The organism is Candidatus Pelagadaptatus aseana, from assembly GCF_040362265.1.
GTDB classification, from domain to species: Bacteria; Pseudomonadota; Gammaproteobacteria; order Pseudomonadales; family Cellvibrionaceae; genus Pelagadaptatus; species Pelagadaptatus aseana.
In genome coordinates this window covers 19,739-34,106 of sequence record NZ_BAABNJ010000006.1, presented here as the reverse complement: position 1 = coordinate 34,106, position 14,368 = coordinate 19,739, and the positions used below count along the sequence as shown (strand labels likewise).

At 53.4% G+C, this 14,368-nt stretch carries 11 protein-coding genes; 3 read left to right on the top strand and 8 right to left on the bottom strand.

From position 1 onward, the window contains the following. Window positions 1-3: 3 nt before the first annotated feature. The 5 genes from aceF to ACPXV9_RS10290 form a co-directional block, all read right to left on the bottom strand. Entirely contained in the window at window positions 4-1,689 is a 1,686-nt protein-coding gene (aceF, locus tag ACPXV9_RS10310) for a dihydrolipoyllysine-residue acetyltransferase (protein ID WP_423896587.1), read from the bottom strand. Between the two features lie 36 nt (window positions 1,690-1,725). Further along, the gene (gene aceE / locus ACPXV9_RS10305) at window positions 1,726-4,371 is read right to left on the bottom strand and encodes a pyruvate dehydrogenase (acetyl-transferring), homodimeric type (protein WP_423896585.1); all 2,646 of its coding nucleotides are present in this window, start codon (window positions 4,369-4,371) and stop codon (window positions 1,726-1,728) included. Window positions 4,372-4,578: 207 nt separating this feature from the next. After that, the gene (locus tag ACPXV9_RS10300; RefSeq protein WP_423896582.1) at window positions 4,579-7,461 is read right to left on the bottom strand and encodes an insulinase family protein; all 2,883 of its coding nucleotides are present in this window, start codon (window positions 7,459-7,461) and stop codon (window positions 4,579-4,581) included. Window positions 7,462-7,498: 37 nt separating this feature from the next. After that, window positions 7,499-8,572, bottom strand: coding sequence for an AI-2E family transporter (locus tag ACPXV9_RS10295; RefSeq protein ID WP_423896580.1), 1,074 nt, complete (start codon window positions 8,570-8,572; stop codon window positions 7,499-7,501). Between the two features lie 12 nt (window positions 8,573-8,584). Continuing rightward, entirely contained in the window at window positions 8,585-8,812 is a 228-nt protein-coding gene (locus ACPXV9_RS10290; RefSeq protein ID WP_423896578.1) for a sulfurtransferase TusA family protein, read from the bottom strand. A 113-nt stretch (window positions 8,813-8,925) separates the two neighbouring features. On the opposite strand from ACPXV9_RS10290, the gene ACPXV9_RS10285 reads away from it, so the two are divergent. The 3 genes from ACPXV9_RS10285 (at window position 8,926) to dinB (ending at window position 12,225) form a co-directional block, all read left to right on the top strand. Continuing rightward, complete coding sequence (locus ACPXV9_RS10285) at window positions 8,926-10,386, top strand: M48 family metalloprotease (RefSeq protein ID WP_423896575.1); 1,461 nt, start codon at window positions 8,926-8,928, stop codon at window positions 10,384-10,386. 240 nt (window positions 10,387-10,626) lie between these two features. Beyond that, entirely contained in the window at window positions 10,627-11,103 is a 477-nt protein-coding gene (locus ACPXV9_RS10280) for an aminoacyl-tRNA deacylase (RefSeq protein WP_423896572.1), read from the top strand. Window positions 11,104-11,151: 48 nt separating this feature from the next. Continuing rightward, window positions 11,152-12,225, top strand: coding sequence for a DNA polymerase IV (dinB, locus tag ACPXV9_RS10275; protein WP_423896569.1), 1,074 nt, complete (start codon window positions 11,152-11,154; stop codon window positions 12,223-12,225). On the opposite strand, the gene ACPXV9_RS10270 is transcribed toward dinB, so the two are convergent. The 3 genes from ACPXV9_RS10270 to ACPXV9_RS10260 are packed head-to-tail and all read right to left on the bottom strand — an operon-like array spanning window position 12,214 to window position 14,260. Then, window positions 12,214-13,041: a hypothetical protein gene (locus ACPXV9_RS10270; protein WP_423896566.1), complete on the bottom strand. Its 828-nt coding sequence runs from the start codon at window positions 13,039-13,041 to the stop codon at window positions 12,214-12,216. The two genes, dinB and ACPXV9_RS10270, sit on opposite strands and share 12 nt — an antisense overlap. An 18-nt stretch (window positions 13,042-13,059) precedes the next feature. Beyond that, window positions 13,060-13,647, bottom strand: a complete 588-nt coding sequence (locus tag ACPXV9_RS10265) for a hypothetical protein (RefSeq protein WP_423896565.1) — start codon at window positions 13,645-13,647, stop codon at window positions 13,060-13,062. Further along, the gene (locus ACPXV9_RS10260) at window positions 13,613-14,260 is read right to left on the bottom strand and encodes a flagellar brake protein (protein ID WP_423896563.1); all 648 of its coding nucleotides are present in this window, start codon (window positions 14,258-14,260) and stop codon (window positions 13,613-13,615) included. Before ACPXV9_RS10260 ends, ACPXV9_RS10265 begins: the two co-directional genes overlap by 35 nt. Between the last annotated feature and the right edge of the window lie 108 nt (window positions 14,261-14,368).

Sequence of the window (14,368 nt, the reverse complement as noted above, 5' to 3'; positions counted from 1 at the left end):
TCGCTATAGAAGCAGCTTGCGAATATCCGACAGCATTGCCACCAGATAGGTAAAGAAGCGCCCGCAATCAGCGCCATTAATGGCACGGTGATCGTAGGACACGGTCAATGGCAGCATCTGCCTTGGCACAAACTCCGAACCATTCCACACCGGCTTGATCTGAGCCTTGGACACCCCCATGATCGCCACTTCAGGGGCATTGACGATCGGAGTAAAGCCGTTGCCACCGATGGCACCGAGACTGGAAATGGTAAAACAGCCACCCTGCATATCATTGGGCATGAGCTTACCGGCGCGAGCCTTGGCTGCCATGACGGCGGTTTCCTCAGCCAGTTGCCACAGGCTCTTCTGATCCACATTGCGAATCACCGGCACCATCAAACCATTGGGGGTATCGACGGCCATACCAATGTGCACGTACTTTTTCTGAACCTTGTGCTCACCATCGGCGTGCAGGGACACGTTAAAGGAAGGCTCTTTAACCAGAGCCGCGGCAGCGGCCTTCATCAAAAACGGCAAGGGTGTGAGTTTCACACCGCGCTGTTCGGCCTCGGCCTTCATGGACTTGCGGAAGTCTTCCAGCTCGGTGATGTCGGCATCATCAAACTGGGTCACATGAGGCACATTAAGCCAGGAGCGGGACATATTCTGTACCGTCACCTTGGCAATCTTGCTCAACTTGACCATCTCCACTTCGCCGAATTTGGCAAAGTCCACCTCGGGAATCGGTGGAATACCGGAACCGGATGCCACTGGCGTTTTACCACTCTCAACCTGCTGCACCACTTTTTGCACATAATTGCGAATATCTTCACGGGTTACCCGACTGCGTGGCCCGGAGGAAACCACCTTGGTCAGATCCACGCCCAGCTGACGGGCCAGTTTGCGGGCAGCGGGGCCGGCGTGTCCTGCCACATCAATGCCGGGCATATCACTGTCGGGTATCTGAGTGTCCGAGACTGCATCCACCGCAGGCGCATGGCTCGGTGCAGGTGCAGGTGCAGGTGCGGAGTTGACTTGCATGGAACGTCGTAAATTTTTAACAGGTGATTCAGAGGCTGGCTCGCTGGCCGCCGCAGCGGAAGCCGCTGAGGTCTCCACTGCCATAATGGCAATCACATCACCGGTGTGAACCTTGTCACCCTCAGACAGTTTTACTGCAACGACTTTACCTGCCGCTGGCGCTGGAATTTCCATGGAGGCTTTATCGCTTTCCAGCACCACCAGCGAATCCCCCTCCGCCAGTTCATCACCAACCTGAACGCAGACTTCAATCACTTCAACCGCATCGCTGCCGCCCACATCAGGCACGGGCACTTCCTGCTCGGAAACCGCCGCTGCCGCGACCGGCTCAGACTGAACGGCGGGCTCGGCAACTGATTCTACTGCTGGCGCTTCAGGCTGAACCGCGGCTACAGAACTCTCAGCATCGCTATCGCCATCACTTTCGCCAGCCAATTCCAGCTCCAATATTTTGGAGCCTTCTGACAGGCTATCACCCTCGTTAACATGCAGAGCAACCACTTTGCCGCCCTTGGGAGCTGGCACTTCCATGGAGGCTTTATCGCTCTCCAACACCAGCAGTGATTGCTCGGCCTCGATGGTATCACCCACCGCGACACACACCTCAATCACATCAACATTTTCAGCGCCGCCAAGATCCGGTACCAGAATCGTCTCAGTAGTCACTTTATCTCCTCAAAATTCTCTCTACTCTGATCACACTCAGGACTTCATCGGATCTTTCTTGTCCGCATCAATGCCGTATTTCGCTATGGCCTTGGTGACCACATCACGACTCAACTCGCCCTCATCAACCAACGCCTTCAGCGCCGCGATCACCACAAAATAGCGATCCACTTCAAAGAAGTGACGCAACTTCTTACGGGTATCACTGCGACCGAAACCATCGGTACCCAGCACTGAGAAATTACCGGGCACATAGGCGCGCAACTGCTCCATATAGGCTTTCATATAATCGGAAGCAGCAATCACCGGCCCCTTGCGGCCCTGCAACTGCTCTGTCAGATAGGCTTGCTTGGGTTCTTCCTCCGGGTGCAATAAATTCCAGCGATCACAGGCCAGGCCATCGCGAGTCAGCTCGTTAACACTGGTCAATGACCATACATCCGCGCTAACGCCAAAGTCCGCCTGCAGCAATTCAGCCGCCGCTTCAACCTCACGCAAAATGGTACCGGCACCCAGTAACTGAACGTGCTTGTCAGTGGGCTTGCTCTCCTGCAACAGATAACCACCGCGAATGATGCCCTCTTCAGAACCCACCGGCATCTCCGGGTGAACGTAGTTTTCGTTCATGGTGGTGATGTAGTAGAAGCAGTTTTCCTGCTGATTGAACATGCGCTCAATACCGTTCTGAATAATCACCGCCAGTTCGAAACCGTAAGCTGGATCGTAGGTGCGGCAATTGGGGATGGTATTGGCCAGAATATGGCTGTGACCATCCTGATGTTGCAGACCTTCACCATTGAGGGTGGTTCGGCCGGCCGTAGCACCGATCAAAAAGCCCCTAGCCTGCATATCGCCTGCCGCCCAAGCCAGATCACCAATACGCTGAAACCCGAACATGGAGTAATAAATATAGAAAGGTATCATCGGGCAATCGCTGCTGCTGTATGCCGTGGCGCAGGCAATCCAGGCCGACATGGCACCCGCTTCGTTAATACCCTCTTCGAGGATCTGCCCCTTTTTGCTCTCTTTGTAGAACATGATCTGGTCGTGATCGTGGGGGGTGTATTTTTGACCGGCAGAAGAATAGATACCCAGCTGGCGGAACATACCCTCCATACCAAAAGTACGGGCTTCGTCCGGCACAATGGGCACCACCCGCTCACCGATATTTTTATCTTTCGCCAGTGACGACAGAATCCGCACAAACGACATGGTGGTGGAAATCTGGCGCTCACCGCTGCCTTTTAACTGCGCCTTAAAGGCATCCATTGATGGGGTTTCCAGTGCATCAAAACCCGCCTGGCGCGACGGAATTGGCCCGCCCAATTCCTTACGGCGGTTCTGCATATACACCATCTCCGGGCTATCCGGTGCAGGGCGATAGTAGGGAACATTCTTCAATTCTTCGTCACTGATGGGAATACCAAAGCGATCGCGGAAACGTTTGAGGCTCTCCAGATCCAGCTTTTTCACCGAGTGTGTTTCGTTTTGCGCCTCGGCAGAATCACCCATGCCGTACCCTTTTACGGTCTGGGCCAGAATTACAGTGGGCTGCCCCTTGCTCTCCATGGCCTCGGCGTAGGCCGCATAAACCTTGTAAGGGTCGTGACCACCGCGATTGAGGTACATGATGTCCTCATCGCTCAGGTCTTTGACCAGTTCCAACAGTTCCGGGTATTTGCCGAAGAAATGCTCACGGGTGTAGGCGCCACCGTTGGCCTTGTAGTTCTGCAGCTCGCCATCACAGACTTCGTCCATGCGCTTTTGCAGTAGACCGGTTTTGTCTTTTTCCAGTAACTGATCCCAATGCCGCCCCCAGACCACCTTGATGACATTCCAACCGGCACCACGGAACACACCTTCGAGTTCCTGCATAATTTTGCCATTGCCACGTACCGGGCCATCAAGGCGCTGCAAGTTGCAGTTGACCACAAAGATCAGGTTTTCCAGCTGCTCGCGGCCAGCCAGAGAAATGGCGCCCAATGATTCCGGCTCATCACACTCACCATCACCCAGAAACGCCCACACTTTTCGATCGCCACGAGGGGACAGTCCCCGGGCCGACATGTAGCGCATGACGTGTGCCTGATAAATGGCCTGAATCGGCCCCAGCCCCATGGAGACGGTGGGGAACTGCCAGTAATCCGGCATCAGCCAGGGGTGCGGATAGGAAGACAGCCCATGCCCATCCACTTCGCGTCGGAAGTTGTCGAGCTGATCTTCATCGAAGCGGCCTTCCAGATAGGAGCGGGCATACATGCCCGGTGCCGAGTGCCCCTGAAAATAAATCAGATCGCCCGGTGATTGATCGTTGCCGCGGAAGAAATAATTGAAACCAATATCGTAAAGGGTTGCCGCCGAGGAAAACGTGGAGATATGGCCGCCCAGCCCCTCATCGTTGTCGTTGGCGCGCATGACCATGGCCAGCGCATTCCAGCGAATCAGCGAGCGAATCCGGCGCTCCATGAACAGATCACCCGGCATGCGCTTTTCCGAGGATGGCGCAATGGTGTTGCGATAGGGAGTAACAATGGCCTGGGGCAGTTTTACGCCAGCATGGGTGGCACCCTGTGCCAGCTTTTGCAGCAGAAAAGAGGCTCTCTCTTTTCCTGCGTAACGAATGACTGAATGCAATGCATCCATCCACTCTTTGGTTTCAAGGGAATCGATATCCTCTTGCATTCCAAGAATCCTCGTTGATGACTTCTTTGCTTATTCCAATAAATAACCACCAGCCACGAAATGACCGGCAGGTCTATTATATATAGAACAGACCATTATTTTCTATATGAATAACGAAAATAATTTTGAAGAATACCAAATGATTGTGACACTATTTCGTCATTTGGCTTCATCAACGGGCTTATTACGACTAAAGTCGCACTCTCCTCAAGGGTATTGGAACGCCTCCTGCTCACCTTTGAACACCTGAACATCTTGCACCGCTTGCGTTCCTTCTATAACAAATTGATTGCGACTGGCACTGAACCACATGGATTGAGGTGCGGCCAGAACCCCACGCACCTGTTCAACAAAACGCTCTTTGCTAAGAGACTCGATATAGGATGCCATCAACTCCCGATCATCAAACTCATGGTCCTCGCCCAGAATCTGTCGCCAGTGGCGCGTGGCCTGCTCCATCTGATTTTTTGGTGGCTCGCGCAGCTTCTGCAACAACGCCTGACGATGGGATTCAAAATCATCAAAATCGCCCAACTGCTCAGCCAGAAAATGATTAATCGCAGCCACCACATCGGGCAGTGGGGTGGAAGGCGACTGCACCACAAACAAGCTGCCGGTCACTTTCTTTAACTCGAGTCCGGTCACGAAAACGATGTAGCCCAATTGCTGCTGGGTTCTCAGTTCATGAAAAAATGCGGATTTCAGATTTTGCTGTAACAAAGCACTTAAGGCCCGTGATTCGATTGAGTCGTCATCAGCCTGCAAATACAGGGCTGCCGCGACATCGTCGTGGTCTACTGCAAAACCATAATGAGGCACCTGTCCCACCTTGAGATCCACCACTTTGGCCGCAACCGGCTTATTATCCGAGGGAAGCAATAATGCGCTCTGCAGCAACTCGCCCATTTGCAGGGATTCCTCCTCAGTCACATTACCGGAGGAAAACATCGTCAGTTCAGACCCCGCCCACACCTCAGAAGCAAAATTCTGTAACTGCTCAAAACTGGCTGAAGCCACTGCATCCGCCATACTCATATCATCCCAGCCCGGGCTGTAGAGCGTGGTATTGATTCGACGGAATAATTGTCGGTAAGGGGTTAACTGGCGAGTATTACGCCAGCTTTTAAGCAGCTCCTCGCGCAACACCTGAAAACGTTCAGGGCTAAATTCCGCCTGACGCGCTACCCTCAAAACTTCTTTCAACAACACCTGTTGGCGATCGCTATAGCCACCGACACTGATATCAAAACCTCGGGTATTGGCCCCGAAATCAAAATAAAGACCCGCCAGCAAGGCCGGGTAAGAAAAGGCATTGAGCTGGTCGTTAACCAGCGCGGCATAGAGATGGCCAAGGGCAGCGTTGTCCGGGCTGTCACCGATCAGTGGCGTTTTAACCCGAACGGCGAACCGCGATTTAGGCACATTGAATGTTTGATCCTGATGGTGCCACAAGGCCAGCCCGTCAGCAGATTCAAGCTGACGAGGCAACTCGAATGATCCCGCAGGCTTTGGTTTCAGACCCAATTGCTCAGGGACAAACGGGTTCACTGGCGGCAGGGACAGCTGTGCCAGCAGCTCATCATCAGCCTCCATCAGAGGAGGTAATGGCTCAACACTGTATGGCGTGCTGTAAAGGCTACTTTGTCGGTCGGTAACCTCATCGGGACTGGTAAGCTGCAGCAACAGGTTGTCGGTTGTCATCTGCGCCAGATAAGACGCGATCAGATCTTTATCAAACTCGGCAAACAGGAAAGCGCCGCGCAAATAATCCGTCACCGGGTAATCGTGCATTTGTCTCGACAGGCGACTGACGGCTCCAATGGGCTTACCTTTCTCTGCAAATCGGAAAGCAATATCCGCCAGCATTTTTTGCTCCGCAAATCGCCAGGCTTCAATGCCGGACTGGCGAATATGATCAATCTTGGCCATGGTCATGGCCACCACCTGATCCCTGTTGCGATAGCCATCGGCAGTAAGCCGCATGCTGATTTCGAACACGCCCTGATTGCGCCCACTGGCATAGCCGCCGGCACTCAGAGATTCTACCCACCCCTGTTGTTTCAACAGCGCAAACAGACTGCCCTCACCCTCATGCCCCAGCAGATTGCCCAGATACTGCAAAGGTTTTTGCCGGTAGTAATCACGAGCTGAACTGACGGGAAACATCAGTGACAACAGCTGTTCCTGCTTTTCCGACTGGACACGCAGCTGCACAGGCAACAAATCGTCATCGAACAGTGATTGTCCCTCGATCCGCTTGTCGGCCTTGCGCAAGGGCACGGAATTAAACAAGGGCTCAACCAGAGTTTGCAGATCGTCCAGTGACTCCCGCCCCAGCACGACCAGAGTCATGCGATCAGAGGAGTAATAGCGCTGGTAGAAGTCGAGCAAATCATCACGCACGAGATCACCGTCGCGATCAGCCAGTGTTGTCAGACTGCCCACCGTAAACTTGGACATGGGATGAGACTGGCTGGCAATTTCCCGATAGACGTCCCGCTCGCGGCGGTAGCTGTCTTTGATTTTTGCCCGGTACTCAGAGTGCACTGCGTTGCGCTCACGATCGACGTATTCCGGAGTGAACAGTGGCGCGGTGAAGAACTGGGAAAACCGGTCCAATGCCTCGGGCAAGGCTTCGGCTTTCACATCAAAAAAGTAGTTGGTATGTTCGGGGCTGGTGTAGGCGTTGTGACTGCCCCCCTGCTGGGAAATAAAACTCTGATAGGCATCGGGCTCCGGGTACTTTTCAGTCCCCAAAAACAGCATGTGTTCAAGAAAGTGAGCCAGCCCTTCTCTGTCTCGCGGGTCGTCAGCACTGCCAATTGCCACATCAAGTGAAGCTGCAGCCTTTTGGGTTTCAGGGTCTGATATCAGCACCACCCGCAGATCATTAGCCAATGACAGGTAACGATAAGTTCTGGGGTCGCTGTCGCCTTTAATAACCACACCGGGAATAACATCACCGGACGCTGCTGCTTGTGTCAGCTCACCTGACTCATCCTTGTTTTTCGATGAAGACAATTCGGCATCACAACCCGTCAGTCCCCACACCAGTAAGATCAAAAAGCAGATTGCTGGACGATTGCCCATAAGGAGCTCCGTGTTAAATAGTTATTGTGTCGTAAGGCTAATCCACAGACGCTTCAAGCTTATGCATGGCCACCGGCCAGGCACTGGCAATGGCCTTGAATAAAGTCGCCAGAGGGATGGCAAAGAACACGCCCCAGAAGCCCCAGAGACCACCAAACACCAGCACCGCCAAAATGATGGCCACCGGGTGCAGATTAACCGCCTCTGAAAACAGCAGCGGCACCAGCACATTGCCATCGAGCGCCTGAATCACCGTGTAGACCACAAACAACCAGTAGAATTCATTGCCCATGCCCCACTGCCAGAAGCCCACCACCATCACCGGAATGGTCACCAGCGCAGCCCCAATGTAGGGAATCACAACCGACAGGCCCACCAACAATCCCATCAACAGAGCGTACTTCAGTCCCAGCAGCGCAAACGCAATACAGGAGACTACGCCCACCACCAGAATTTCGATGACTTTGCCGCGCACATAATTGGCGACCTGGGCATTCATCTCATGCCAAACCTGACGCATCATGGGGCGCTCAGCCGGAAGCATATTGCCCAACCAACCGAGTATCTGATCTTTATCCTTGAGGAAAAAGAACACCAGAATGGGCACCAGAATCAGATAAATCAGCAAGGTAGCCAACATCGGCAAACTGGCCACCGACATACTCACCAGGCTCTGCCCCAGCTGGCCAATTTCGTGTCCAGCCAACTCAATCATCTGATTGATCTGCACTTCGGAAATCAACTGTGGATATTTTTGCGGCAACAACATCAACTGCTCCTGCCCCTCTGCCAAAATGGCCGGCACCTCCCCAATCAACTTGGTGCTTTGCTGCCAGATCACTGGCAATACAAACAGCAAAGTAATAACCAGTACCAGCACCAACAGCAGAGTGGTGACCGTCACCGAAGCCCAGTGGGGCATACCCCAGTCTTTGAGCCTGTCAACCAACCCCTGCAGCAAAAAGGCAATCACAATACCGGCAAAAACCGGGGTCAAGACACTGCCGAGGCTCCAGACAATCACCACAGCCGCAATCAGCAACATGGCAAACAGTACCGCTTCTTCATTGCCAAGATAGCGATCAATCCAATTTCTCAAGATCTTAAACATGGCCAGTCCCTGTCAGGCTTTTTGTAATATGTAGGTGTATACGCCGTCGCTTTCATCACTGGACAGCAGGGGATTGCCACTTAATTCAGCAAAGGTTTTAAAGTCCCTGACGGAGCCGGCATCGGTCGCTTGAACTTTTAAGGTGGCACCAGAGTCCAACTTATTGAGAGCCAATTTGGCTTTTAATAAAGGCATGGGACACTCCAATCCACGAGCGTCAATTTCCTGAGTAATATCCATCAATTACATCATCCAAAAATAGAGCCAGAATAATAGCCTGAAATGATACCCGATCGTAACCAGACCCTATACACTTGCTGTTATCCGATAATAAATAACCACTGGATTTTTTTGTGTCCTTCGATTTAAAACACGCCAAACAGTTTTTACAAAGAGCATTGTTTGCCGGCGCTTTGATGTTTCAGCCGACCGTATCCCAGGCACAAAATTACAATCTGCCCTCTCTGGGTGACAGCACCAGCGCAACCATTTCGCCCCAGAAAGAATACGAGCTGGGTCAGGCCTGGCTGCGTTCGTTTCGCAGTAAAGTCCCCGCCAACTCCGACGCACTGACCTACGTTTATCTGGAACAATTGCTAAACCGCCTGGCTCGTCACAGTCAACTGAGCGAGAACAAACTCGAACTGGTGGTGGTCAACAATCCCAGCATGAATGCATTTGCCGTGCCCGGCGGTGTTGTCGGTGTCCATACCGGGCTGTTTTTGCACGCCGAGTCCGAAGGGCAGTTGGCCTCGGTACTCAGCCACGAATTGGCTCATCTGAGTCAGCGCCACTTTGCCCGCAGTGTCGCCAAGCAACAGCAAAACACCATTCCCATGATGGCAGCCATGCTCGCCAGCCTGGTGATAGCAGCGACCACCGGTGGCGATGCCGGCCTGGCGGCCATCACCGCCACTCAGGCCGCAGCCCTCGACTCGCAACTGCGCTTTAGTCGTCAAAACGAGCAGGAGGCCGATCGCATCGGCATGCAAACCATGGTGGCGGCGGAAATGGATCCTCACTCCGTGGCTGAAATGTTCGAGCGCATGCTCCGTACCACCCGCTACAGCAGACGCCCTCCGGAATTCCTGCTGACGCACCCGGTCACCGAAAGCCGTATTGCCGACGCTCTCAATCGCGCCCAAAAATACCCCAAAAGGTCGACCCCCAGCTCCCTCGATTTTCACCTGATGCGGGCCCGCGCCACCCTGCTGCACACGGAGACACCGGAACAAGCGGTCAAGCGATTCCGCAGCGAACTTGAAGGTGACACCTTGTCCGAAGAAGCCAGCCGCTATGGTCTGGTGATCGCATTGAACAAGTCTCACCAGTATCAGCAAGCCACTGAAGCCATTATCCCGCTATTGCAACAGTCCCCGGATAAAGTGGCCTATGTCATGGCCCGCGCCGATACTCTGGCCGGGCAGGAAGACTTTACCGGCGCCCTGCAGTTGGTTGAGCAACACCTGCAACAACAGCCGGGCAACCACCCGCTTACCGTGCGCTACGCCGAACTTCTGATGCGCAACGGCAACTACCCGCTGTGTGAAGAAGTCCTTACGGCTCATATCAAGCGCCGCCCCAAAGACGACTACGTCTGGTATCTGCTGGCTGAAGCACATGGTCTGGCGGGCAATATTTACGGGGTTCACACGGCCCGGGCGGAATACTTCATCCTAAACGGCGTGCTCGACAAGGCCAGACAGCAACTTGAAAATGCCCTGGCGCTGGTGAAAGACAACTACATGAAGCGCACTCTGCTGGAAGAGCGAATCCGTCAACTCAATGCATTAATGGAAGACACCAAATTGTAAACCCCGGCAACACGCGTGACCAAAACTAACAGCAAAGTCACAAACTAAACTTCAAAAAGCCGGATTGCACGTATACTTACAACAAGGCTCGACAAGAACAGCTAACCAGACGGAACCGCTGTCGTTGACTCAGGCTTGAGTTGAACCCAGCTCAAGTTGCCTGAAGCTTGGTCTGCCGTACCATTGATGCATCCCACGATGCCTGCGCGTTCCGCTGGTCACACTCACTGGAGGTGGCTTATGGGCGTTGCGGTTACTTTGGATAATTTTCTCAAAACCAAAGACATCGATTTTGATGTCGTACATCACCCCTATACCGAAGGCTCTTACAATACCGCCGTAAGTGCCAACATACCCGCGACCGCTCTGATCAAAGGCGTTGTATTCCGGGACGAGGACTTCCACTACACCATGGCCGTGATTCCGGCCAGCAATCGGGTTTTACGCCACACCCTGAATCAGGTATTTGACCGGCACTTGGTACTCGCTGACGAGGATGAACTGGAAAACATTTTTTTCGATTGCGAACACGGGGCCATCCCTTCCTTTGGTCAGGCTTATGGCATTAACGTCATCTGGGACGAACAATTGCTGGAGGCACCTGATTTCTGGCTGGAAGCGGGTGATCACGAACACCTGATTCATGTGTCAAAAGCCGATTTTGAACGCTTAATGCAAAGCTGTATGCACGACCGCATCAGTGGTCACCGTCACTGAGCTCGACAAAAACTGTATATAAAAACAGTAAAATGCTATGATTTTTTGATGCCGAGAAAAATCATCCATGTCGATGCCGACTGTTTTTACGCCGCCATCGAAATCCGGGACAACCCCTACCTGAGAAACCGCCCCGTGGCCGTTGGCGGGCGCTCTGACCGACGCGGAGTCATCTCCGCGTGCAATTACGAGGCCCGCAAATATGGCGTGCATTCAGCCATGGCAACCGGACAGGCTTTAAGCCTCTGTCCGGAATTGATTCTTGTCCCACACCACATGGAGAAATACAAAGTCGCCTCCTCGGTAATGCACGATATTTTTCATGACTACACCCAGATGGTCGAACCCCTGTCGCTGGATGAGGCCTACCTCGACGTCTCTGAGTGTCAGGCCCACGCAGGCAGCGCCAGCCGCATCGCTGAAGAAATACGCCAGAGAATCAAGCAACAACTGAACATCACCGTGTCTGCGGGAGTTGCGCCATCAAAATTTCTCGCCAAAATTGCCAGTGACTGGAATAAACCTGATGGCCTGTTTGTCATCAGCCCTGATCAGGTACACGAGTTTGTCAGCCAACTGCCAGTCAGGAAGATCCACGGTGTCGGCAGAGTCACCACCGAAAAACTGCAGATGCTCGGTATCGAAACCTGTGCCGACCTCTACCGCTTTGGGGCTGAACGCCTGAGCCAGCACTTTGGCAGCTTCGGTGAGAGGCTGTTTGAGCTGTCGCAAGGGATCGATCACCGACCGGTAAAACCCCACCGAATCCGAAAATCCCTCAGTGTCGAACACACTTTTGCCCGGGACCTGAATAACATTGATGAATGTCTGGCCGAGCTGCCCGGACTGCTGCAGGATCTGAATCGCCGCCTGTCAAAACTTGACCCGGAATACCGGGTTCGCAAAGCCTTTGTCAAAGTGAAATTCAACGATTTTCACAGCACCACGCTGGAAAGAGAGGGAACCCAAGCCAAATTGGAGGACTACCAGCAACTCCTTAAAGAAGCCGTCCAAAGGGACGCACGGCCAATTCGGCTACTTGGTATTGGCGTCCGCTTTCAGGAAATAGCACAAGCGCCGGCACCGGATAATTCGGAGCCACAGCTGGGGTTATTTAACTAACCGGTCTATTTTGGACTGCAGCACCTCAAGAGAAGGCGGCATACGCAGATTATCCGCCACCTGCCACAAACCCGGTTGTTGTTGATCATCCGCCAGTACCGCAAGCGCCGGGCGGGCAGCATTGGGCCCACCCGGAAAGCCGACATTGCCACCGCGCAACCAAAGCCCCAGCGTCGCCAGAGAAGCCCCCTGACTATCCTGCCAGCAATGCACCCCCAAGGATTTCAAAGGCTCCACCCAAGCGGGAATATCCCCGGGGAAAATCACCACAATCTGGCTGGCCGGTATGGGGGAATGCCCCTGCTGCAACCACTGCTGTAATTCCCGCACGGCCATACAGCCGTATACCTGCGAAGGCGAATGAACAAACAGGGCCATCACCGGCCCCTGCGGCAGGGACTGCCGTAAACGGCATGGCTTGCCTGCAGCATCAGAGAACTCCAGCTCTGCCAATAACGTCGAATTGCCCTGCTTTTCCCTGAGACCGCGTGGTACCGCGGTGGCGACAAACAGTAACAGCAGCAAACCAAACAGCCCGGCCAAAGTACACCACAGGGGGGCTTCGCGCTCCCCGGTAATCAAAACCATGGCCACAGCCAGTAAGGTCAGGGTCATCACCGGGCGCTCGCGTTCATCGCGATACCAGGCGTTGGTTTTAAATCGTCGCCATAAATTCAGCAGCGGCATTGGTACCCAGGCCAGCAGAGGCGCCAACCACTGCCAGTGTCCCTGCACTAAATGCATCAGAGCAAAAACAGAGACCATCACGGCCACCAGAGTGTAAAACCGTATATAGAGAGAGCGAAGCGCAAACATAGAATCAAACAGCCGAAATCAGGGGCGACCCTTGATGGTCAAACGAGCCGGCTTATCCAATGTGGCAAAGCAGGTCGCCCGATAACGCAGAGGCTTGCCCTGCATGGTTTTGGCATCGAAATCCACCAGCATGGTCAGAGCCCCCGGCTCCGATGTATCAGGCTTTGGCATGCCCTTGGTCAGCAACACCATATCGTTCATAAACTTGGTTTTCTGTTGCAGCTGTTGCTGGCAGTTACGCCAAATGGAAGCCACCATTTTTTTATTAAAAGTCGTAACCTCAGGCTTGCGTCCCGGATAGGTAATTTCAAGGCTTTGAGAATTGACCAACACCGCATAAGAACGGCGATTGGCATCGCGACACAGCATCCGGAATTTGGGAACTTCAGCCTTGCGAGAGGGCTCATAGAGACCGGCCTGCATCAACTTGCTGCACTCTTCGGTTGCCTCCACTGCCAGAGCCGCCTTGCGCAACTGCGGCATCAGGTCACGCATACTCGAGGGCAACCATAGATCGAGATCGTTCACCGCCCAGCTGGTCGGGGTGGCAACCAGCAAAACCAGAAACAGACTAAGCTTGCGCCATGGCGCTGTAAATATAGGCATAGAGTCCCAACAGCTGTTCTTCATTGTTTTCTTTGAATTCCACCCCGTATACGGCAGAAAACTCTTCATCCTGCTCCCGGGTGCTGCGTTCAATTCTGGAGCGTATCAGGGTTTTGATTTTCAGCTTCCGGGTCAGGTTGGCGATATTAACCGTCATTTCAAGGTCCAGCTCTTCTCCCACTTCGCCAATGGCTTCACGCAGCTCTATTTTAGCTCCGGACAGGGAAATATCACTGACCTTGCCATCACAGCTTTTCTCTTCAAGGGAGCTGAGGTTGGTTGCCTGAATAGCCAAACCCACATCAACCCGGGTGGCGCCCCTGATTTCTTTGAACTGGACTGACCCCGGGTAGCTCAGGCACAACATGGGTAAGGGCATATTGGCAGTGGATTCCAGAACGGCCGGAAACAGACAAATGCCATTGGCAGCCATGATACGAACAATGATCTTCTGCCCGGTGCGCAGACGGGACGCCTTGGGTACGGATACCATCAACGTCTTACCTGGTACACAGCCCAACAGCCGGGAACTGAGTTTAACGGCGTCAGTACCACTGCCAGCCTGTAATTGGACAGGATAACCGTAGGGCAATTTTAGTTCTTCAAACTTCATAGATTCGGGTGCTGGAATAAAACGTACTGAATATCGAAGCGGTCGATGGTTACTATGACAGAAACCATCGACCGCCAGAAAGGTACTTTATACGAAATACCCGGCACT

What these genes read in the sequence shown, in the direction of transcription:
- aceE (WP_423896585.1), bottom strand. Translation starts at nt 4,371, where the DNA reads ATGCAAGAGGATATCGATTCCCTTGAAACCAAAGAGTGGATGGATGCA.
- ACPXV9_RS10300 (WP_423896582.1), bottom strand. Translation starts at nt 7,461, where the DNA reads ATGGGCAATCGTCCAGCAATCTGCTTTTTGATCTTACTGGTGTGGGGA.
- ACPXV9_RS10295 (WP_423896580.1), bottom strand. Translation starts at nt 8,572, where the DNA reads ATGTTTAAGATCTTGAGAAATTGGATTGATCGCTATCTTGGCAATGAA.
- ACPXV9_RS10290 (WP_423896578.1), bottom strand. Translation starts at nt 8,812, where the DNA reads ATGGATATTACTCAGGAAATTGACGCTCGTGGATTGGAGTGTCCCATG.
- ACPXV9_RS10280 (WP_423896572.1), top strand. Translation starts at nt 10,627, where the DNA reads ATGGGCGTTGCGGTTACTTTGGATAATTTTCTCAAAACCAAAGACATC.
- dinB (WP_423896569.1), top strand. Translation starts at nt 11,152, where the DNA reads ATGCCGAGAAAAATCATCCATGTCGATGCCGACTGTTTTTACGCCGCC.
- ACPXV9_RS10270 (WP_423896566.1), bottom strand. Translation starts at nt 13,041, where the DNA reads ATGTTTGCGCTTCGCTCTCTCTATATACGGTTTTACACTCTGGTGGCC.
- ACPXV9_RS10265 (WP_423896565.1), bottom strand. Translation starts at nt 13,647, where the DNA reads ATGCCTATATTTACAGCGCCATGGCGCAAGCTTAGTCTGTTTCTGGTT.
- ACPXV9_RS10260 (WP_423896563.1), bottom strand. Translation starts at nt 14,260, where the DNA reads ATGAAGTTTGAAGAACTAAAATTGCCCTACGGTTATCCTGTCCAATTA.